Source organism: Deltaproteobacteria bacterium (genome assembly GCA_016874735.1).
Taxonomy (GTDB): Bacteria; Bdellovibrionota_B; Oligoflexia; order Oligoflexales; family CAIYRB01; genus CAIYRB01.
Window position 1 is genome coordinate 51,645 of the sequence record VGTI01000008.1, and the last position, 21,143, is coordinate 72,787.

Genomic DNA, 21,143 nt, shown 5'->3' on the forward strand with positions numbered 1-21,143 from the left:
ACGCGCCTTTTTCCATTTGGGTCTCGGCAAGCTTCTTGGCTGTAGCAAGCACTTCACCAAGATTTTTGCGTGCTAAGCGTTGCGTCGATATGACACCTTGCAGAGCGAGCTCTCCCTTGCCAGCCTTGAATCGCGCAATTTCAGCATCTGCCTTGGCGACCGCGATGGTTTGTGACGTTAGTGGATTGTTTCCAAGGCTATTGGTGAGAGTGACCCGGTTGGCTGAAGCTTTTTCCGGCCCTTCATCTTCTTTGTCCTTATCAGCACTCACCGGTTCTTGCTCGCCCTTAGTGGGAGCATCTTTTTTTTCAGCACTGGTACAAGCCGACAGCCAACTCATGACTGCTGCTGATATAGCCACATAGACAGATTGTGCTCTGATCACTGGCATCAATCCCCCTTACCTTTGACTTCTTGGGCGACATTTTCGGGGACCTCAGCACCAACAAAGTCAGGGCGGACTATCAGGTCGTCAAAGCTGATCTTCTTACCTTGAATTCGTGCCACACCGCTCAGCGCCTTGGCAGCCCATTCATTGTACACCAGATACTTACCCACCGCCTCTAGCGCTTTGTTATAGAAGGCCAAGGCCTCCTTACGCGCGGCCTGTGCATCGCCCGAGAGTTGCTTCACCACATCAGCATGGGGCGCACCCTTGATTTCAGGAGGATTCTCGAGGTCACGCGCAATCAACTCGCGTGCATAACCGAGTTGGTAAAAGGCGGCCACGCCCCAGTAAGCATCTTTCGTAGCTAGCACCTGGTCGTAGGCGGCTTGAATTTTTGCTAGAGCACCCACCTTTTGTTGAATCGAGCCCGCCAGGGCATCGACGGTACCGCCCTTAAGACGCAGGCTTTGGAAAGGTCCGATCACATTGTTGACGCGTCGGAATACTAGACCGCCTACAGCACGCAGGGCCTCTCCCGAAACGTTACCGCCCGACTTCTGGAAGGTCGTGATGATTTCCTTGGCGGCAGCTTCAGACGCACTACCGCGTGTATTCATGACAACGGCGTAGGCTTGAATGCGCTCCTCAGGCGTCAACTTAAACTTACCGTCCAGGATCTTAGCCATCTGAGCCACGCGGCCTTCTTCGCCCGCCGAGAACGCGGTCCTGAGCATACGGAAGAAGATGATCTTAGCACTTGCCTGATCGGCCTGAGCAAACTCAAGACAGCTGGGCACTGCAGCTTCAGCCCCCAGCGCCGCTTCAACCTCGCAGGTATAAGCCAATGCCGTCGTCGTCTCTTTTTCCTTCGGATAACGACGAGCAAAGTCGTGGAAAAGTTTTGCAGCAGATCCGAGCTCAAAGCGGTTCTGATGAAGTACAGCGAGTCTTAGGAGCGCTGGCTTAGCTCCCTCAGATTTCGGGAATTTTTCGAGCACTATCGAGTAGTCACGAATCGCGTCGGTAGCTTTGTTACACTTTTCCCAATCGAGTGCAGCATTGTAAATCAGCGCATCGCTATCCTTCGCGGTTGGACGCTTTTTAAAGAGATCCTCGGCTTTCTTCGCACGCGAGCAGGCGTTTTTATCCGACTTGATTGCGTCAACTGCTAGGCCACGATCGAGATTGTCGAGTTTTTCGCCAATTTTACCCTTTTGGTATGCCGGGATTTTGCGCAACTCCGTGATCACAGCAGCTAGGGCCTTCTCGTCCTTGGCGTAAAGAGGGATGAGGTTTTCTACCGCTTCCTGACCCTCACGCTCATTCGGATACTTTTTGGCCAACATGACGAGATATTTCTCGGCCATCTTGCGATCGTTACTGCGATAAAAAATCTCTGTCAGATAAGTATCGCAAGACTTTACGTTCTTTTTGTCGTTCGGATAGGCTTTGGTGTAGTACTCACATGCTTTAACAAAATTACGCCCGTTTTCCGTAATTGGTCGCGCTGGTTTCGAGAAGTCGGCCTTTTGCTTGACCAGAACTTTGAGCTCCGGTTCGAAGTTTCGATAATAAGACTCAAGCATGTATTCAGCAGCTTGCTTGTGGATGTTGGTCGATTTATTGGTCTTGGGATCCACGATCAGGGCGCGGTCATTGCCCATGAGACATATGTCTAGATAAAGCTTCCCAGCCTCACGGTACTGCTTGGTGAAGTAGTAAATGTCGGCCATGTTGTACTTGATTTCGGCAACTTCACGGGCTTTGGGATAATTCTTGAGGAATAAAGCATAACCACGCAGCGCCTCGGCATAACCGCGCTTGTTGTCGTCTTTCTGCGCATTCTTGTGCGTCAGTTTAGAGTAGTAGACGATCTGATCTTTGATCGTTTGTTGTGTTTCATCAAATAGTTTTTTGTCGTCTTTATGCTTGTCTCCCCAGGGACTATTGGGACCGAAGAGTCTGGGGTAACGATCCAGCTCCACCCAAACTTCATTGAATCGCCCAAGCTCGTAAAAGAGAGCGATGATGCTCTTCTGGGTGTCCGGCACATCTTCAGCCAGGGGTGCTACCTGCTGATAGCGTCTCAATACCTTGATCGCTTCGGCAAACTGGCCTTGATCGGAGAACGTGTCAGACAATAGCAAAAGGAATTTGCCAATGAATTTATCGCCACCATTGGCCTTGTAGTAGGCGATGGCAGGTTCGATTTCGCGCAATTCGGCAAAGGCATAAACCATGTCGCGTAGCGCTTCGTCGTGTAGAGCGATTCCGGCTTTGCCGTTGCGATTAGCCTCAGTCACGGTCTGCTTCCAGTAGGCTAATGCTTGTTTGTGCTGGCCAAGGTTGTAGCTACACCAACCTAATTTGAACAGTGACCAGGCGTACGACTTTGCCTGTTTAAAACGCAGAGCATTCTTATAGTTGCTCATGGCATTACTGTACTGAATATCCTCGAAGTAATAGTCACCCAGGGCGTAGTAGGCATCGCCAGCCTTTTGCGAATTTGGGAACTTTGTAATGAGCTGGCTGAAGATCTTGGCCGCCTCCGTACCTTTATTGAGTACGTTATAGGCAAGACCCATGTTGAACATGGTTACGTCCGCATTTTTAGCCGTCGGAAACTCTGCCAATAGGTTCTTGGCATCTTTGGCCAGCGTCTGCCACTGAGTTTTAGATTCAGACTCGTCAAGCTTGGGTTCGCGCCCTTTGCGCCCCCCGCGATCCCAAGCGTCCCAGGCCTTTTCGTATTTGCGCATCTCTTGGTTGGTGTAATAAACCGCAGCCTCGAGCCGCAGGTTGACCAAGCGTTCCTTCATGTCGAGACGGGTCTGACTCTTCTTAGGCATCCGCTCGGACTGACTGGCAAGATAATTGGTCGCTTTATTGATCTCGCCGATGAGTTTTGATTCGGTGGCCACCATGAAGGCTTCGTTGGCGGACAGCTTACTTGATGCCGCCTTTTCTGGGCCCTTCTTCTTGATTTTCTCTTGTTTGACGTCATTGAGATTAACTTGAGCTGTCTTTTGACTAATGGCCAAGACCGTACCCGACAGCGCCAAGAATAGCGGCGCAACTGCCGTAATGCGGATCAATTTCGTTAGCCATAATCTTTTCAAGATCACTTCCTCACAATTTAATCGTCGCAACATCTAAACAAATCTATTGCTACTTTGTAGGCGCTGCGCCTTCCTCTCCCTTGCCACACTTACTGTCGAGGTTGTAAACGTAGCCGCCCAATTCATCTTCCCAGTACTCACCTTCAAAGGGCCAATACTCCAGGTCCTGTGACACATTGAGCTCTTGCAGGCCGCCGATGAAGTTAGCTTTTTTATCAGCCGTACCGACCTTTAGTTGCGCCCTCAGAGTGTCGACACGTCCTAAGACCATTTCGGTGTTGATACCGATGGTCTGGTCCGAGAGTTCTTTCAGGTAAGCGTAGTAGCCGGTTGCCTTGTCAAAGAGACGCCGTCCTGCGTCTTTCACGGCAGCCTGTTTCTTATTGCGCAGGAAGCCGCTGATATCATCCTGAAGGCCCGTGCGCCCCCATACCGAGCTGTAGCGCGACAACCGTGCAAGTTCATTATCAGCAAAGCGAATCGTTTGTCCGGCTTCTTTGTAAACATCTGTGCGCGATAAGGCGTCAAGGATAGCCCACGCCCGTCTGTACTCGTTTAAAGAACCCGTACGGTAGTCGTAAACAAGTTTAAAGAATCCCTTGGAGTCGGCTTTGTTTTTTTCAATCATCCGCGCCAGGTCATCGAAGACGCCTTTGTAGCGCGTTTTGAATTTGGCGAGCGAATCCTTTACCGCTGGGTAGCGGCACAGCCGTAAAAAGGTAATCGCCTGGAGGATGTAGCTTTCCGGAAAGAAGCGATTTTCGAAAAACGGAGAATGCAGCGTGTGAATCGTACCTAGGGTATTGTTGTGCTTCTGCATCATAAAAAATGCCCAGGCCGCCTCGAACAGCGCCTCTAGCCAATTATCTGAGTTACGTGGAATTTGAGCATAATACTCAATAGAATCACGGTATCGCTTCACCTCGTAGTGGACGCGAGCAAGGTTGAGGTTAGCCTGCTCTCTGATCCATGCACCGTCCTCGTCCCGATCTGCACTTGCTCTGACGCGCTCGAAATACGAAATAGCCTTACTGTGTGCGCCTCTTAAGTTAGAGACCACTCCCATGTGGAACTGCGCTTTAATTAGATAAGGCCCACTCGGCACCTTTTGAAAGTAAGCAAACGCTTGCTCGTATTTGCGCTGATTAAACGCCTCGATTCCGAGATAGTAGAAGTAAAATCCTGCGGCCTGCTGCGGCACAAGGGCCGGATCAATCCGGGTTTTAAACAGCTGAACGATGTGTGACTGCCCAAGGTTGATCGTTGAGTTAATACGCCCTAACTCTTCCAATGCCTTGACGAAATAGACATTATTCTGGGTAGGTCCGCGTCTAACGATGACCGAGTAGTATTTTGAAGCAGAGTAGTAAAACCCAAGGCGCGTCAGACTTTGGGCTAAGCCCCACTCTGAGCGTTCCTTCTCACCTGGGGCTTTGGGGTAACCGGATGCCTGAAAGTAAGCATTGGCGGCTGAAATGTAATCGCGTCGCGCATAATAAGCAGTAGCTGCGCGATAATCGGCAAAAACTGGGCCAGCGCCAAGCGACACAGCTAGGAGGGAACAAGTGATGTATTTAAACACATGTCGCACTGTGGCGCTCTCCACTATCCGTTCTGATGACCATACACTTTAGAAAAAAGTCGACATCCCGAACTGCAACGTCACGTTTTGTTGAAAATCTGTTCCAGTCGATACACCCGGATTACAGGATCCATCGGCAACCTGATAAACAAAGAAATTGTCGCGAACGTCCCATCGAATCGCAGTATCTTCGCTAAGGAAATATTTCTGGCCAAACCCGATAATCGCACCTGGGTAACTCTTAGTGGTGGGAGCCGGCTTCTCCACATCTGGCGCCACACACTGAGCGTAATCATAGGCGATACCTGTCATGCCGGCTTCGAATGTCAGGAAAGAATCGAAATAAACCACATCCCCGGTCGGTAGCTGAGTCTTGCCGTAAATCGGTGTCCATAAGAATCCTCCCGCTGCCATGTAGGAGGTGCGTAGAATCTGGGTTGTGATCTGAAAGTCGCGCTTCAGGAGGGTCTTGTCTTGCTTATCGAAGGACAGTCCGAAGGCGCCGTTGATCTCAAAGGCCAAAGATTCGCTGAAATGATAATCAAGCAGGCCCGAGGCCATGAGCGAATAGATGAACGATTGGTTCAAAATGAAGACACCTTGACCGCCAAGCTCGAGGCGATTGGATTTGGTCATGAAGCGTGGGCGAATGACCCTAATTTCGTACCCTGAGAAGCGATCATCGTTTGCCATAGCATCGGGTGTAAAAGCACCAAAAGCCATAACAGAGGCTAAGAGCAGACCGCGCGCCAGGACGCCAGCATTAGATTTTTTTTGTGTCAGTTGGGTCAAAGCCAATCCACTCCGCTGCTCGCAGCCTTTAGTCGCCCTGTCTTGCTACCATTAACTTAAATGTGATGTATTCTGCCTGCTGCGCTGCAAGCATGATGCGCTTCATGAGTTTAAAGTTATGCCCTTGGTCCATCTCCATCGTCAGAGTGGAAAGCCTAGCCTTATCAGCCTCCGATAGGCGGCCACCGATGACCTTTTTAGTGGCCTCGGCTAATTTCTGTAGCTCCTGAAAGACCGGGAAAACAGCACCCTGACTTCGGGCCGCTTCCTCAACATCGCCAGCCACAATCGACGCCACTTTTTTGTCATTAATGATGACGTCGGTTTTAGTAACTTTGATGGTTGGCATCTCATCGAGCGTGGAAACAGTCATCGACTCAGGCAATTCAACGCCGTTATTAACGTCGTAACTCACAGGATCAGTCGAATAACTCATCAGCAGGAAGGTGATGAGAATACTGAAAATATCCAACATCGGCATCAGGTTTAAACTGAGCGACTCGCCAGAATCTGTGGAAACTCCTGCCATGCCTTCACCCCGTAGCGATCTGATGCTTTAGATAAAAACTATCTGAGCATGACGCTTGCCATGACCACCTTTGGATAGAGAAATTCTGCTGCTAATCTTTTATCGAGCTCTGAAGCCCCTGCAGGAACGATGACCGGATCGTTCGGTGCCCGCACTTTGACGGCATCAAGAACCATCGCGATATCTTTCCAGACTACGTCATCCTCAGTAAAAAACTGAACCTTATCGGTTTCAGGATTGCTGCGACGCAATTCCAGAAGAAACTTGTGGAGATTCGCCATATCGGCCTTATCCACTTTAAATTCACGTTTTTGCTCATTGATCGGCGGCTTGTTATAAGCAGCTGTCACTTCGATTTTGGCCTTTTCCATATCGACCTTAATCTCAAGTGATCGGCTTTCCTCTTTCTTTTCCGGGGGGGCTGACGTGAGAAAAGGTATCTGAACCTCGAGGATACCAATCGACAGGAAGACTGCTGACATCAGCAGGAAGGTGTTGAGCAGCGAGAATACATCGATGAACGGCATGATGTTCAATTCGATGTCGCGATACTTAACCTTCCGTACTTTTTTCTTTCTAGACATAGACGTCCTTTAGCAACTTCCTTTGAGCGAATGACACCATCCGGAGCAATCCGTTATTCAGCGCTAACAGACGATGAACTACCGCCACGCTTAATCTTCATTTTGCGCGTGTAGAGCAGGTCCACGAGGCGAGCTGAATTACGGTTAATGTCATCAACGATGCCTGACTGCTTCAGCATAAGTACACCGTAGGCCAGAAGACACATAAGAGCGGTACCTAGACCAAACGACGTTGCGGTCAAGGCTTCGGAGATACCTGCTGCTAGAGCCGTTTGTTTCGCTGATCCAGTTAATTTTGCAGCGGCACCGAACGACTTCATCAGACCGAAGAGCGTTCCAAGCAGTCCTAGCAGCGTCGCAACGTTGGCCGTCGTACCAAGGAACGGCAATCTTTCGGTTAATTTCGGCATCGCTGTGAGCGTTGCCGTGTTCAGCGCGTTTTCGATTTCTTCAGTTGAGTCATTGGCGCGCTTCAAGCCCTCAGCCATGACAAAGGGAAGGAGTTTAGGACGAGCTTTTTTGCAGAGTCGGATGGCGTTTTCGATTGAGTTATTCATCACCATCTTCTGCACGGCAGCCATAAAGCCGGAACTGTTAGCCAAGTCGTACTCTAGCCAGTAGCGGTAGGCACGCTCAATGATGAGGCCGATTGAGATGAAGGCCACGAGAGTAATGGAGGACATGATTTCCATGCCGCCCTGCTCGAACTTTTCAGCTATAAAATCCAACATCGCTTCGCCTCCCTATAGCCCGGGGACATTCCCGGTCCTTGCCCCAAACACCCCACCTCTCTTCAGTTCTGTGCCCGCTCGACTATCGTTCGCCGATCGCTCATAGTTGCTGCTGATAGGCTGGGGTTATTATTTTGGTTTTATTAAATTTTAGGGAGCGACGGCGTTGGCTGTCAACCCACCGGCCATTTTTTCAGCTAAGTAGCTTTCCTTTTCCAACTAGTTTAAAATCTATGTTTATAAACAGAGAGATTAAGACTTTGGGGCGATTTGGGACTGCCTAGGACCGTCGGAATAGGTGGGGGGCAAGACTTAATGAGTGCGCATGTGGTCTATATAGACGTGGCTGGCCGCAAGCCCCTACCCGACGTCGCCGTGCTGCGTGTCGCGGCAAATAATGCCCTGGTGACCTGCGTCAGCGATGCCCATGCTGCCCATGCGGTGATCAATGCCGAGCTGCCCATCTCCGTGCTGGTCATCAACTATCCCGATCCAACCATTCTACGACTTGCTCGGAAACGTTATCCAACAGTCCACACTATCCTCGTTACCGAGGAAACCATGGAACAGTACAGCGTTGCTCTGGAGGGCGCTGAGGGTGAATTGGTCGATCATTTGGTAGCCAATCGGTCGCCGGCAGAATGGACGATCAATGAACTGAGGATCACGGTCCAAAAATTATTGCGGAACGACCTCTTTGGCATCGCCAAATACCTATCTCCAGCCACCACCGTCCATGAATTGACGGTACACGGTTCCGCTGATCGCGAGCCCTACAACTGCCAAGTGATGGCCTATGCCGAGGACTACCGCCTTGGGCAGTACATGTCTAAGCTGGTCTTTGGTATCACCGAAGAGTTGATGATGAACGCCATCTACGATGCGCCCATCGCCGGCGGCAAACTCCATTATGCAGAGCGTCCGCGGACGGCGCCGGTAGAACTCGAGCCATCTGAATACGCGACATTATCGTACGGCTGCGATGGTATGCTCTTTGCGATTGGTATGGCGGACCCCTTTGGCGCCCTTACGCGGGAGAAACTTTTCCAGTACCTAAAAAAAGTGTTGCGCCGCACCGACAGTAGCAATCTCATTGACACCAAGAAGAGCGGTGCTGGACTCGGTCTCTTCAAAATTCTCTACAGCAGCCATGCCCTCGTCTGTAACATCGACCCTAAGGTTTGTACCGAAGTGATTGCACTGATCGATTTGCAGCACCAGGTGCGCGACTTCTCTAAAATGCCCAGGTCGGTGCATTATTTTGAGGTAGCGGCGGCTGGCCTTTGTGCTACCCTGCCAGAGCCAAATGCTTTGCAAGGGAGTAGACGGAATGAAAAAGATCAAAGTGGTCAGGCCGGTAGTTGAACTAGACGGTGACGAGATGACCCGGATCATCTGGCAGATGATCAAAGACAAGCTCATCCTACCTCATTTAGATATCGATCTAAAGTACTTCGACCTCAGCATTGAGAGTCGTGACAAGACTAACGACCAGATCACTATCGATGCCGCTAAGGCCATCCAGCAGTACGATGTCGGCATCAAGTGCGCGACGATCACGCCCGATGAGGCCCGCGTCAAGGAATTCGGTCTCAAAAAGATGTGGAAGAGCCCCAACGGCACGATCCGCAACATCTTGGGCGGCACCGTCTTCCGGGCGCCAATTATCTGCAAAAACGTGCCACGTCTGGTCAAAAACTGGAGCCGCCCCATCGTCATTGGTCGCCATGCCTACGGTGATCAGTACCGCGCTACCGACGTCAAGATACCAGGCGCCGGCAAGCTGAAGATGGTCTTCGAGCCCCAAGGGGGCGGCGCTGCCACCACTTGGGAAATAAACGACTTCAGTGGCTCGGGTATTGCTATGGGGATGTTCAACACTGACGAGTCCATTGAGGGCTTTGCTCGCGCCTGCTTCGAGTACGGCCTGATGGTGAAGTATCCCGTTTACTTGTCGACCAAGAACACCATCCTCAAGACTTACGACGGCCGTTTTAAGGATGTCTTCCAGGACCTCTTTGACCGCGAATATGCAGCACGCTACAAGCAACTCGGCTTGACCTACGAGCACCGCCTGATCGACGACATGGTGGCACAAGTCCTGAAATGGGACGGCGGTATCGTCTGGGCGTGTAAAAACTACGACGGCGACGTGCAATCAGACACGGTGGCTCAAGGCTTCGGTTCCCTCGGCATGATGACTTCGGTGCTCATGTGCCCGAACGGCCGCACCATTGAGACTGAAGCTGCGCACGGGACTGTGACGCGCCACTACCGGGACCACCAGGCCGGCAAGGCGACCAGCACTAACCCGATCGCAAGCATTTTCGCCTGGACGCAAGGCTTGGCTCACCGCGGCAAGCTTGACGAGACCCCAGCCCTCACCAAGTTTGCACAAACATTGGAAAAGGTCTGTGTCCAAACAGTCGAAAGCGGCAAGATGACGAAGGACTTGGCCGTGTCGATTTACGGCAACAACCTACCTGCCGGCTCGTACCAAAATACGGCCGACTTTTTGGATTCGCTGGCTGCGAATCTTGAGAAGGCGCTCAGCAACTAAAACGAAGGGGGCCAAACGGCCCCCTTTTTTTCACTCAAAGTTGTCCTACTCACCCACCCGGGGCTTTTTTAGTCAGATACTTAGCCTTGACCCACTGGCCTTTGCCTATACGTGCCCACTGGCCCTTAATGTGCGCTTGCACTTCGTCGCCAGCCTTTAATTTCTTGACGACGCGCGCGTTGGCGCTCGGTTTGCTGCGGACATTAAGCGTGCCAACAGCAACGTAGCGTACGGCTTTACCCTTGTTTTTACCGTGCATTTTGTGTTTGCCGCGCTTACCGGAAGCGCTGCGGCCGTGGTGGGCCCGCGCGCCTTTTGCCTTACCTTCCGCCGGCAAGTAGCTTGCCGCATCATCCCCAGCGGCGCCAAGGGCCCCTTCTTCAAAAGTAGGCGGTGTTTCTGACGGAGCCTGGGCCGCGTGGTCACCGTCCATGGTCTTCACGTCGGCGCTGTCCAGGGCCACAGGCTCCCCAGTATCGCTCTCAATTGGTGCCGGTGGGGGCTCGACGGCATCTGGGACGGCCTCAGGGTTAGTGGGCGCTGCAGATTCTTGTGCATGGGTGCTTGTGGCAAAATCGCTAGTCGGCACTTTGGCCTCACCCACTTCGGGCTCCACCAGCACAGGATCCGAAGGCGCCGCTTGATCACTACCGCTACACGCGGCCATCACATGCAGCGCGGCCCCCAACCAAAGCACATTGCTCCATCGACGCCATCTCGTCGTCATAACCGTAGTCCTCCTGCAGTGTTAATGCATGGACTCATACTAACGGCTAGTGGGTGGCCTTGTCGATCAGCTCTTGCAATGATTTTATCCCTTTAAAGCCGACCTGTTGGGCAGCAAGCCCTCGGTCCTTAAAGACAAAAAAAGCCGGCAGCACATCAGTCTCAGCGATCTCAAGGATGTCCGGGTGCTCGTCGGTGGAAATCTGGCCGAAGCGCATACCGAGGGTGTCAGCCGCGACGATGCGTTCCAGCGCTGGTTCGGACAGTTTGCATGCCCCACAGCCGCGCTTCCACAACTTGAGGAAGACGAGAGCCCCACTTTCGATCGCCTGCTGCAGCTGGTCAGGAGTCCAATTTTCCAATTTTGTCCGCTCCTTATAAAAGCTACTTGCACCTCAAGCCGAGGGAAGTAAAATGCGCGCGCGTGCCACACAACCATACCGCTCAAGGGCTGAGACGCAAAGCCCATAACTGCAGGGTTCCATCATGAAACATCTGATCACCGCCTGGTTAGCCTTTTGTACCACGACCGCGGCTCTCGCCAATGACCAGCTTGTGATTCTGTCGCCCCATCGCAAATCGATGCAGGACGAGTTCATCCCCAAGTTTAAAGAGCACTATCAAAAAACCTACGGCACGGCCGTTGATGTCGCGTGGCTGGACAACGGCGGGACGGCCGACGCCGTAAGACTCCTGCGGACTCGTTTTGGCAAAAATGCGCAATCCGCGAGTGTGGACATCTTCTGGGGCGGCGGCACCAGTGCCTTTCTCGACCTCAGTAAAGACGGACACCTAGCCAAGTCGCCCGTCCCTAAGGGCCTCACCGCGACGATTGCCGGTGTGCCCATGTACGATAAATCGGAGACCTGGTACGCCACCGCACTGTCCTCCTTTGGTATCTTCGCCAACAAGAAAGTACTGAAGCTCGAGGGGCTAGGTACACCAAGCCGCTGGAGTGACTTGGCCGACCCTAAGTTTCGCGGCCAGATCACGCTTGCCGATCCGCGCCACTCTGGCACGGCACTAACGATGGCCATGATTGTGCTGCAGGCCCAAGGTTGGGACAAAGGGTGGGCGACCTTAACACGTATCGCCGCCAACACGCGCTCGTTCACCCAGTCGAGCTCTGACCCCATCAAAGCCGTGGTTGCCGGCGACGCCGCGGCCTCGATGGCCATCGACTTTTATGCCCAGCCCAAAGTCGATGAACTCGGCGCGGACAAGCTGATGTTTACCTTACCCGCCGATGAAACCGTGCTGGACCCGGATCCCATCGGTGTCGTCAAAGGCGCCCCACACGCCAAGGTGGCCGAGCGCTTCATCACCTTCCTCCTGAGCGATGATGCCCAAAAACTCCTAGTTTTGCCGAAGGGTGCGGCCGACGGCCCCCGCTTGAGTACGTTAGGCCGTATGGCGGTGACGCAGGCGGCCTACGCGGCGACGGAGGGCCGCCGTGTTAACGCATTCAATCCTTTCAAAGTGAAGAAGTTTGTCTCTCTCGACCCGGCCAAGACGGTCAAACTTGAGCACATTCTCGGTGACCTTTTAGGCGCGACCCAGGTTGATCTGCAAAGGGATCTCGCGGCGGCTTGGGCCGCAGCTACCCGGGGCGCAAAAAAGGTTGAAGACGTGGATGCGCTCACGAAAGCACCGGTGACCGAGGCTGAGCTCCTAAGTCTTTCCAGCAAATGGGATGACAATGTGGTGCGCAACCAGACCATCAACACGTGGACTAGCAACGCGCGAGCCACCTATAAAAAGATTGCTGGCAAATAATGGAAGTCGTTTTTGAACGCATCGTGAAGAAGTACGGCGACGTCACCGCGGTCGGTGGCGTTGATTTAACTATTAAGAGCGGTGCTCTGCATTTTTTGCTCGGGCCTTCGGGTTGCGGCAAGACCACCATGCTCCGCATGCTCGCCGGACTGGAGGCTCCTAGTTCCGGACGGCTCCTTTTCAACGGCAAGGACGTCACCAATCTGCCGGCGGCAGCACGCGGTATTGGCATGGTTTTTCAGAACTACGCCCTATGGCCGCACATGACTGTCCGCAAAAACATTGAATACGGTCTCACCGTACAGAAGATGTCCTCCGACCAGATCCGGCAGAGGACTGACGAGGCGCTCGCAATCACGCAGCTATCGCGTTACGGAGATCGTCTCCCTGGTCAACTATCTGGTGGGCAGCAGCAACGCGTGGCCCTAGCGCGCGCCATTGCGGTACGTCCTACGGTCCTGCTTCTCGACGAACCGCTCAGTAACCTCGATGCGCAGCTGCGCCTCGAAATGCGCGACAATCTGAGTCGGATTCACAAGCAACTCGGTATCACCACGGTATACGTGACCCACGATCAAAAAGAGGCCCTATCGATGGGCACCGATGTGAGCGTGTTCCGCGCGGGACAACTCATTCAAACTGATCCTCCACGGCAACTTTACCATGCCCCTAAATCAGCATTTGTGGCACGTTTTGTCGGTGAAACTAATTTACTGACTGCCACCTATCTTGGACACAAAGACGGCTTACATAGCGTCAAGACGACTATCGGTGCAATCGATGCGTCGCGGAGCATGACCAGTGCCAAGGTAGGCGATCCGGTGACGGTCTCCTTCCGCCCTGAGGCGGTCAAATTAAACCTTGGTGGTGGTGACATTGCCTCGGATAATCGTCTGACGCTGAAGTTGGATCACCTGACGTACCTTGGTGAATCAGAGCAGTTCCAACTGATGGGCCAAGATGGGACCCTGGTAAGAGCTAGCGTCTTTAATCCCCCGGATCACACCCTAGCCGTCGGAGATACCGTTGCGGCCTGGGTCGCTGCTGAAGACGTCCTAGTGTTGCCTACCGAAACCGATCAACCCGCGAGCACTTAAACATGACGGCAGCTACTGGTGCGCGACGGCATTTTGCCCTGACAGAAAATCTGATCGGCTACGGTACGATACTTTTGATCTTGGGCGTCCTTGTGGCGTTCTTGATCGCACCAGTGGCGGTGATTCTGGTCAAAGCGTTCCGTGGTCCGGACGGTTTCACGCTCGAGTACTTCCAACTCCTCTTTCAAAATGAACTGCACATGGAGGCAACGGTTAATAGCCTCGCCTTGGGTCTGGTGACAGTTCTGGCAACAACGGTGATTGCGCTACCCCTCGCCTTGGTAAACGCCAAACTGGAGTTTCCAGGTAAAACGCTATTAACTGGTCTCCTCCTGATGCCGATGGTCATGCCGCCTTTTGTTGGCGCTATTGGCATTCAACGTTTTTTTGCCCGCCGCGGAGTCGTCAACCTGTTCCTGATGGAGTTTGGACTCACCGATGCGCCTATTGAGTGGCTTGAGGGCTCGAGAATCTTTTGGGCGGTAGCACTTTTAGAGGCTCTTCACCTCTATCCCATTCTGTATCTCAACTTAACAAGCGCTCTCGCCAACATCGATCCCAGTCTGGATGATGTCGCCGATACTCTCGGTGTCAGTAAATGGAAGCGGCTCAAGGACATCACCTGGCCACTTGCGCGACCTGGTTATTTTGCTGGTGCGATCATCGTCTTCATCTGGGCCTTCACCGATCTAGGGACGCCGCTCTTGGTCGGATACCAGCAAGCTTTGCCTGTGCGCATCTTCAACATGATCAGTGACGTCAACGAGAACCCCATGGGCTTTGCCTTGGTGGTCCTAGTCATTGTGATGACTTTGGTGATCTTCTTTGTCTCGAAGCTGGCGCTGTCTGGCCGCAAGTACGAAATGATGGCGCGCGGTCACGTGACCAATCGGGTGCAGAAACTTAATTTCGTTGGCGCCCTACCATGCTACTTACTACTTGGTTTTGTGATCCTACTAGCTGTGACACCGCACCTCAGCGTGGCGCTTACAAGCTTTAGCGACAACTGGTTTATGACTATCCTGCCCGAACACTATACCCTTGAGCACTACCATCAAGTTCTAGCCACTGAACTACCCATGATTGGGATCAAAAACAGCCTCCTGTTCTCTGGCCTATCGACACTCGTGGATTTGTTCTTGGGCGTTCTGGTTGCCTATGTGATCGCCCGCAAGATTGTGCCGTTCACAGGATTGCTTGAGGGCGTGACCATGATGCCTCTAGCTCTGCCTGGCATTGTCCTCGCCTTTGGTTATGTAGTCACGTTCACGGGCACACCGCTTGATCCCTTTATAAACCCGATGACCCTACTCATCATTGCCTACGCTATCCGGCGCCTGCCCTACATGGTGCGCGCGGCGACAGCTGGACTCATGCAAACCAGTCGCAGCCTGGAAGAGGCCTCGATGGTGTTCGGCGCCAGCCGCTTCATGACGCTACGCCGCATCACGGTGCCGCTGATTGCTGCTAACTTGGTGGCAGGGTGCCTCCTATGTTTTGCCTATGCCATGCTCGATGTGAGCGATAGCTTGATCTTGGCCATGAAGGATCAGTACTATCCCTTAACCAAGGCAATTTACGCCCTATTTCTAGAGCAGGGCAGCGGCGAACTCACGGCTTCGGCGCTGGGTGTCCTGGGTATGATCCTACTGGCAATTTGCCTTTTAGGGGCTTCACGGGTCCTCGGCAAGAAGATGGGTGAGCTCTTTCGCAGTTAAGTGACCAGAGAGGGGCCGAACTTGAGTCAGGTTCGCTATCAGCGCTACACGTGGGCGGTACTGGGTTACACGATCCTAGTGATCATGTGGGGCGCTTTTGTCCGTGCCACCGGATCCGGTGCTGGCTGCGGCGAGCATTGGCCGCTATGTAACGGCGTCGTTGTTCCCCGCACGCCAGCGCTTGAAACGATCATTGAACTGAGCCACCGCCTCACCAGTGGCCTCACGCTGCTTGCGGTTGGCTTTTTGGTCGTTTGGAGCTTTCGGCGCTTTCCACGCGGCCACGCGCTGCGTCAGGGTAGCGTCTTAAGCGCGGTTTTTTTGGTACTAGAAGCGGCAGTTGGTGCTGGCTTAGTGCTTGCCGCATTGGTTAAGGACAATGCATCGCTCCTACGGGCTGTTGTGATCAGCTTGCACTTGCTAAACACGTTTCTCCTCGTTGGCTGTCTGACTTATGTCAGTTGGTATGCAACCAGCGGGCGCCGCGAGCGGTTCAGGATCACGGTGCGTGACTGGCGACGCCCCGCGGTTCTCGGCGGTCTCGTACTTTTTGTCGTCGTGGGATCGTCCGGCGCGGTTGTCGCCCTCGGTGACACCCTGTTTCCTGCCACATCCTTGAGCGCCGGGTTGCAACAGGACTTCGACCCCACCGCGCATTTCCTGCTGCGGCTTCGCGTCGTCCACCCACTGCTCGCCATGGCCACCAGTGTGTACTGGATCGTGACCTGTCAGGTGCTGCGCGCTCAGGGCCTTGCCGGCCGCGTGGAAACGCTCACGAGACTTGCTAGTTTGGCTGTGACCGTTCAGATCATCATTGGCGGTCTTAACTTAGTTCTCCTGGCGCCGACAGCCATGCAGCTAATCCACCTGATTTTGGCCGACATCACCTGGGTCGTTCTGGTGATCCTCGCCATCGAAGTACTCGCTCCCCGCAGCGCGGACAGTGATCACGCATTTGTGGTAAATTGATCCAAACACGCAAAGTGGATGCCTAGAATTTCCCCCAGCTCTGAGGCTAGGCTCTTTTGCTTACTTGAGGGGATCATCATGAACCGTTGGACTTTGCTATCGGCGGCGACCATCACGCTGGCACTTTCGGCCTGCAAGACGACGAGGCCCGCCGGCGCCTCTAGTACCGCTAGCGTCAGTGGACCTGAAAATCCCTACTGCAAATCTCTAGGGCTACCGACAAAACCTCTGGTGACGGTCTCAGAAAATGCTGCCCTTGGTGCTATTGCGGCCGACTTTCAGCTGCCAACGACCACGGGGGATTTTGTGTTCTCTAAGGCCTATACGGGCTGCGACAACTATCTGATCGTCCAGGACTTGCCGCGGCAGACGCGCGAATTCAAAACGCCGCTTTGGTTACGCGATGGACCGGCACTGTTAAAATCTTTGCCGAAAAACACGCATGTATTTTTTATTTCGATGGCGCGAGAGGACGAGCTGCGCCAACTATCCCTGCAATCGATCATGGATAATGTCAACGGCGCATTAAATGGCATGACAGCTGCCGATGCCGATCACTGGCGCTCCCATCTACACTATGTCACGGTGCCCATAGCCTCAGTGAAAGGCTGGCTAGGCGAGGCGCTTGCAAATCCAGGTTGGGGCATAGGAATTGATAGGTTCCAAAAAATTCGTTATGTCGGCAACTACAGCGACCCGCATCGGTTTGAACCAAGCCTGGATGATTTCGGTCCCAATCTCGCTATGCTGGCGAACGAATCGATCTACTACAACTTTGAAGCCAAACGAGAGGCCGCCCTCGCGGCTGAGGATGCTCTCGTGGTCCCTGTATTCAAGGGTGAATCCGTCGTGGAAAAACAAGACCGCATCTACGCTGACATCGAACTCCCCGATGCCAGCAAGATGGCAAGTTTCGACGGCCTAGAGCTAGACTTAACGGCTGAATGTAAGGGTAGCGCCGAGGTCGGAGAATGCCCGGCTTGGGACGAGGCTCTCGTCTTTTACGTTTGCGACAAAGACAAGCCGGACAATTGCAACACAGAAATCGGGCGCTGGATTTCGACTTATCACCGGATCGGGCGTTGGGTGCATGATGTCACACCATTTTTACCGCTGCTCAAAGACGGGGGTAAAAGACGCTTCTCCTTTAAGTTTGGCCAGCCGTACGAAATGCACCTGAACCTGCGTTTGGTCAAAAAAGCAGAGGCGATTAAGCCGGTTGCGACGACCATCCTCTTTCAAGAGACCTTCGGCGCCAACTTTGATCAAAACTACAACAAGAAACGCCCAGCCGTGAAGGCACTCATACCAGCCAGCGCCAAACGCGTCGAACTTGTCACCGTGATCACCGGACACGGCATGCAGGAGCCCGGCAACTGTGCTGAGTTTTGTGACACAACCCACCGGTTTTACGTCAATGGCTCAAAGATCGAGCGTAGTTTTCCCGAAACCGCCGACGAATACAACTGCATGAAAGAAGTGAAAAACGGCACCGTACCCAATCAATTCGGTACCTGGTGGTACGGGCGTAGCGGCTGGTGTCCGGGACGCGAAGTCCAAGCAGTGCGCCACGACGTGACTAGTTTGGCTCAACTAGGGCGCGAAAACGAATTTCGCTATGAGGGACTCTTTCACGGGGAGCCTTACCCCGCAGCCGGGGCGGGATTTCTGCTAACGGCAGCCGTGGTCGTATACGAGTGAATGTGGCAAGAAAAATAACCCACCGACATAATTGAATAAAACCCATCATGACAGCGTCCTCTTGACCGGCCACGGGGTCAGAGGTTATTAACTAAGTGATACACTAGTTTCGGTTTAGAGGATGCTGTAGTCGTCCCCCCAAGTTGTAAATTCCGCTCGGTTGCTAACAACTAAACAGGTACTAATGCGTATCGTTCGTTTGAGTCAACAGCACAACACCGATGAGATTACTCTATGCTATCTAAGCTCATGCTTAAGACATTGCTCCTTTCTCAGCAGCTTTTTGCAGGTGAGCCTGCACTATCTCCTGAGAGACTAAAGCTGGAGCTGCAAGAGGCCAATTACTTCTCGAACGATCCTGCGACGTTTGTTACCGTTTGTGACGGAGCGGAATGCCAATCTGCTGCCGAGGGTTACACGCGTATCGATCGTCAAGAGCAAGTGACCTTAGACAACCTAGTCACGGTCGGCAGCAATTCGAAATACATCACTGCAGTCATGATTTTGAAGTTAGTGGATCAAGGCTTAGTCAAGCTCAGCGACAAGCTGACCGATTTCTTCCCCGAATATTCCCAATGGGGCGCGGTTACGGTTCGTGATTTGCTGAATCAGTCGTCTGGGATTCCCGAGTATGTCTTCAGCAAAGAGGGCGTAAACCGCATCCTCCGCAGTGCTTTCAACTGGCACTCACGCAAGTGGAAGCCACGGGACATTGTGCACGCCGTCGCTAAGATGCCCTCGCTATTCCCAGTGGGCACCAAGGTCGAGTACAACAATACCAACTACGTGCTTCTCGGCATGATCGCTGAAAAAGTCAGCGGTATGCCACTGGACGAACTACTAAGGACGCAGCTGTTTGAACCACTGGGCATGCAGTCTACTTATCTTTCCCTGCCCCAAGACCTGAAGAAACTGCGCGTGTCAGGATACATGGTGGCGAACCTTCCGTTTCCCGGTTGGTTCATCAATGCATTTTCGCGCAAGATTAAAAAAATCGGTCCCTATCTCGATACCACCAATTTATTCGACAGCTCTTTTGTTTGGGCAGCCGGTGGCATCGTCTCTAATACCAGCGATCTGGCACGTTTGACTTACGCCCTGTTTCACGGAGATATCTTAAGTCCAGAAACACTCGCTGCTATGAAGACGACCCGCCTAGGCACAGTGCTTGGTATGCCACTACAGTATGGCCTTGGGTTGATGAAAACTCCGTCCAGCATCGGCGATGGGTACGGTCACGGCGGCCTGACACCCGGCTACCAAACAATCACCAATTTTTATCCTGAAAAAAATCTGACCATCAGCATGTCCCGCAATATGGGACCCTCACAACTTTACTCTGTGTACTATGACTTCCTGTCACGCCTGTATACACCTGACGATAACAAGCCGTTCGTAGAACTCGACGCGGTCAATAAGAACAATCTGGGAGACAACGGCGTCCACGTGCGTCTCAAGGGACATATCGCCGAGGACGGCGCCGCCAACATCATGATCCGTGATGCTTACGGTTATGCGGAATTGAAAGAGCACGGCAAATCATCACTGCCGTACTCTAGTTTCGATGCTGTAGCGACTAGGTCCACTGGTGGTCGTGAACTGGAGCTGAGGTTGAAGGGCAGTCTCTCCTTTCTCGATAGACAGGCTGAGGAGGCAGTTAAGCTACCGTTCCTTACGGTCGTGATCAATCAAGACGATCTACCCAGCGGTACCGCTCCCCTCATGGAGACAACGACCACGACGAGTGTTTTCGCCTTTAAGGGCACGGCGACGGTAATGCCTAACGGGGCTGAAGAGGTGTGTGTGACCGATGTCATCGACGAAACAGTGACGACGGCTCTGCAAATCGAAGGTGCTGGAGACCAGGGATTTGTAACGCGCGATAGCATCAAACTGGTCGGTAACATCCCCCTGCGCAAGGTGGGTAAAGACGAGATCGTATCAGAATTGGAGAGGCGCCACTTGCGGCTCTGCTCTAACGCATCACGCTAGCAAGAGACTTCATCATCAAACGACTGGGCACCATCTTGCCGGCGATCGTGCCCAGTTTATTGACACCTCCGGTGATGCACACTTCGCGACGGTCAAACATCGCTGCAATTCCAAGTCGGGCAACGGCATCAGCAGACATGAAGAGCTTCTTTAAATCTTCTGTCGTCACCGACGCTTTGTTATCGAAAAAGTTTGTTGCCGTTGGTCCGGGACACACCGCCGTCGAGCTTACACCGTGGGTACTGTACTCAAAGTTCAACGTTTTAGAAAAACTGACGACTAGACTCTTGGTCCCGGCATAAAGCCCATAGAAAGGCAGAGGCTGAAAGGCCGCTGTCGATGCCACTTGCATGATATAACCGTGCTTACGTTCAACCATGCGCTGACCGTAGAGGTAGGACAGCTGCACCAGAGCCTCGACATTCAGCCGCAGCATTTTAATTTGCGCGGCTAAATCAGTTTCGAGAAAGCGACCATGGCAGCCAATGCCCGCATTATTGACCAGAACCTCAGGAACAATGCCTTGCTCATCGGTGAATCTCGCTAGCTGCTCAGGTGCAGCCTCGAGGCTCAAATCAAGCGGCATCACCTGGACCTCAATGCCGGACTTTTCCCAGGCGTTCTTTAAGGAACTCAGCGCCGTTTCCGAACGCGCCACCAAGACCAAATTGTAGCTATGTTGTTCAGCAAGCTGCTGCGCAATGGCGCGTCCGATTCCTGCGGTTGCCCCGGTGACGATAGCCCACTTCTTGGTCATGGATGGCTCCATTAGCTGCATGTTATAACCCACCTAAAGAATACAAACCACTGTAATCCATGTAACTTTAACATAAGATGGGACCTTTTTTAAGGCGCGTTCTCAAGTTAACCAAAGTTAAG

The 21,143-nt window shown here is 52.9% G+C and carries 17 protein-coding genes; 8 read left to right on the forward strand and 9 right to left on the reverse strand.

Annotated features, from left to right (window positions below; genetic code table 11):
• Positions 1-390 precede the first annotated feature (390 nt).
• The 6 genes from FJ146_06575 to FJ146_06600 are packed head-to-tail and all read right to left on the reverse strand — an operon-like array spanning position 391 to position 7,725.
• Positions 391-3,540 carry a tetratricopeptide repeat protein gene (locus FJ146_06575; GenBank protein MBM4251616.1) on the reverse strand — a complete coding sequence of 1,050 codons (3,150 nt, stop codon included), beginning with the start codon at positions 3,538-3,540 and terminating at the stop codon, positions 391-393.
• 16 nt (positions 3,541-3,556) lie between these two features.
• Positions 3,557-5,098 (reverse strand): tetratricopeptide repeat protein, encoded by a 1,542-nt coding sequence (locus FJ146_06580; GenBank protein ID MBM4251617.1) that lies wholly within the window; start codon positions 5,096-5,098, stop codon positions 3,557-3,559.
• Between the two features lie 39 nt (positions 5,099-5,137).
• Entirely contained in the window at positions 5,138-5,881 is a 744-nt protein-coding gene (locus FJ146_06585; protein MBM4251618.1) for an outer membrane beta-barrel domain-containing protein, read from the reverse strand.
• A 28-nt stretch (positions 5,882-5,909) separates the two neighbouring features.
• Positions 5,910-6,410, reverse strand: a complete 501-nt coding sequence (locus tag FJ146_06590; protein MBM4251619.1) for a hypothetical protein — start codon at positions 6,408-6,410, stop codon at positions 5,910-5,912.
• A gap of 38 nt (positions 6,411-6,448) precedes the next feature.
• Complete coding sequence (locus tag FJ146_06595) at positions 6,449-6,994, reverse strand: hypothetical protein (protein ID MBM4251620.1); 546 nt, start codon at positions 6,992-6,994, stop codon at positions 6,449-6,451.
• A 53-nt stretch (positions 6,995-7,047) separates the two neighbouring features.
• Positions 7,048-7,725, reverse strand: coding sequence for a MotA/TolQ/ExbB proton channel family protein (locus FJ146_06600; GenBank protein ID MBM4251621.1), 678 nt, complete (start codon positions 7,723-7,725; stop codon positions 7,048-7,050).
• Positions 7,726-8,040: 315 nt separating this feature from the next.
• Here FJ146_06600 and FJ146_06605 point away from each other — a divergent pair, with 315 nt between their 5' ends.
• Positions 8,041-9,090, forward strand: a complete 1,050-nt coding sequence (locus tag FJ146_06605) for a hypothetical protein (GenBank protein ID MBM4251622.1) — start codon at positions 8,041-8,043, stop codon at positions 9,088-9,090.
• The gene (locus tag FJ146_06610) at positions 9,056-10,285 is read left to right on the forward strand and encodes an NADP-dependent isocitrate dehydrogenase (protein MBM4251623.1); all 1,230 of its coding nucleotides are present in this window, start codon (positions 9,056-9,058) and stop codon (positions 10,283-10,285) included. The genes FJ146_06605 and FJ146_06610 overlap by 35 nt, the downstream gene beginning before the upstream one ends.
• Positions 10,286-10,334: 49 nt before the next feature.
• Here FJ146_06610 and FJ146_06615 read toward each other — a convergent pair whose 3' ends face one another.
• Positions 10,335-11,012: an SH3 domain-containing protein gene (locus FJ146_06615; protein ID MBM4251624.1), complete on the reverse strand. Its 678-nt coding sequence runs from the start codon at positions 11,010-11,012 to the stop codon at positions 10,335-10,337.
• A gap of 46 nt (positions 11,013-11,058) precedes the next feature.
• Complete coding sequence (locus FJ146_06620; GenBank protein ID MBM4251625.1) at positions 11,059-11,373, reverse strand: thioredoxin family protein; 315 nt, start codon at positions 11,371-11,373, stop codon at positions 11,059-11,061.
• A gap of 124 nt (positions 11,374-11,497) precedes the next feature.
• Here FJ146_06620 and FJ146_06625 point away from each other — a divergent pair, with 124 nt between their 5' ends.
• The 6 genes from FJ146_06625 (at position 11,498) to FJ146_06650 (ending at position 20,264) form a co-directional block, all read left to right on the forward strand.
• Positions 11,498-12,787, forward strand: a complete 1,290-nt coding sequence (locus FJ146_06625; protein ID MBM4251626.1) for an extracellular solute-binding protein — start codon at positions 11,498-11,500, stop codon at positions 12,785-12,787.
• Positions 12,787-13,884: an ABC transporter ATP-binding protein gene (locus FJ146_06630; protein ID MBM4251627.1), complete on the forward strand. Its 1,098-nt coding sequence runs from the start codon at positions 12,787-12,789 to the stop codon at positions 13,882-13,884. Before FJ146_06625 ends, FJ146_06630 begins: the two co-directional genes overlap by 1 nt.
• 2 nt (positions 13,885-13,886) lie before the next feature.
• Complete coding sequence (locus FJ146_06635; GenBank protein ID MBM4251628.1) at positions 13,887-15,602, forward strand: iron ABC transporter permease; 1,716 nt, start codon at positions 13,887-13,889, stop codon at positions 15,600-15,602.
• 21 nt (positions 15,603-15,623) lie between these two features.
• Positions 15,624-16,571 (forward strand): heme A synthase, encoded by a 948-nt coding sequence (locus FJ146_06640; GenBank protein ID MBM4251629.1) that lies wholly within the window; start codon positions 15,624-15,626, stop codon positions 16,569-16,571.
• Between the two features lie 18 nt (positions 16,572-16,589).
• Positions 16,590-18,272 (forward strand): hypothetical protein, encoded by a 1,683-nt coding sequence (locus FJ146_06645; protein ID MBM4251630.1) that lies wholly within the window; start codon positions 16,590-16,592, stop codon positions 18,270-18,272.
• 234 nt (positions 18,273-18,506) lie between these two features.
• A complete protein-coding gene (locus FJ146_06650) occupies positions 18,507-20,264 on the forward strand; it encodes a beta-lactamase family protein (GenBank protein MBM4251631.1) in 1,758 nt (585 codons plus the stop codon).
• On the opposite strand, the gene FJ146_06655 is transcribed toward FJ146_06650, so the two are convergent.
• Positions 20,248-21,042 carry an SDR family oxidoreductase gene (locus tag FJ146_06655; protein MBM4251632.1) on the reverse strand — a complete coding sequence of 265 codons (795 nt, stop codon included), beginning with the start codon at positions 21,040-21,042 and terminating at the stop codon, positions 20,248-20,250. The two genes, FJ146_06650 and FJ146_06655, sit on opposite strands and share 17 nt — an antisense overlap.
• Between the last annotated feature and the right edge of the window lie 101 nt (positions 21,043-21,143).

Excerpts from the sequence above, each read along its gene's own strand:
- FJ146_06595 (MBM4251620.1), bottom strand. The coding sequence starts at position 6,994 with ATGTCTAGAAAGAAAAAAGTACGGAAGGTTAAGTATCGCGACATCGAA.
- FJ146_06625 (MBM4251626.1), top strand. The coding sequence starts at position 11,498 with ATGAAACATCTGATCACCGCCTGGTTAGCCTTTTGTACCACGACCGCG.
- FJ146_06615 (MBM4251624.1), bottom strand. The coding sequence starts at position 11,012 with ATGACGACGAGATGGCGTCGATGGAGCAATGTGCTTTGGTTGGGGGCC.
- FJ146_06635 (MBM4251628.1), top strand. The coding sequence starts at position 13,887 with ATGACGGCAGCTACTGGTGCGCGACGGCATTTTGCCCTGACAGAAAAT.
- FJ146_06610 (MBM4251623.1), top strand. The coding sequence starts at position 9,056 with ATGAAAAAGATCAAAGTGGTCAGGCCGGTAGTTGAACTAGACGGTGAC.
- FJ146_06600 (MBM4251621.1), bottom strand. The coding sequence starts at position 7,725 with ATGTTGGATTTTATAGCTGAAAAGTTCGAGCAGGGCGGCATGGAAATC.
- FJ146_06590 (MBM4251619.1), bottom strand. The coding sequence starts at position 6,410 with ATGGCAGGAGTTTCCACAGATTCTGGCGAGTCGCTCAGTTTAAACCTG.
- FJ146_06655 (MBM4251632.1), bottom strand. The coding sequence starts at position 21,042 with ATGCAGCTAATGGAGCCATCCATGACCAAGAAGTGGGCTATCGTCACC.
- FJ146_06605 (MBM4251622.1), top strand. The coding sequence starts at position 8,041 with ATGAGTGCGCATGTGGTCTATATAGACGTGGCTGGCCGCAAGCCCCTA.
- FJ146_06575 (MBM4251616.1), bottom strand. The coding sequence starts at position 3,540 with ATGTTGCGACGATTAAATTGTGAGGAAGTGATCTTGAAAAGATTATGG.
- FJ146_06645 (MBM4251630.1), top strand. The coding sequence starts at position 16,590 with ATGCCTAGAATTTCCCCCAGCTCTGAGGCTAGGCTCTTTTGCTTACTT.
- FJ146_06630 (MBM4251627.1), top strand. The coding sequence starts at position 12,787 with ATGGAAGTCGTTTTTGAACGCATCGTGAAGAAGTACGGCGACGTCACC.
- FJ146_06650 (MBM4251631.1), top strand. The coding sequence starts at position 18,507 with ATGCTATCTAAGCTCATGCTTAAGACATTGCTCCTTTCTCAGCAGCTT.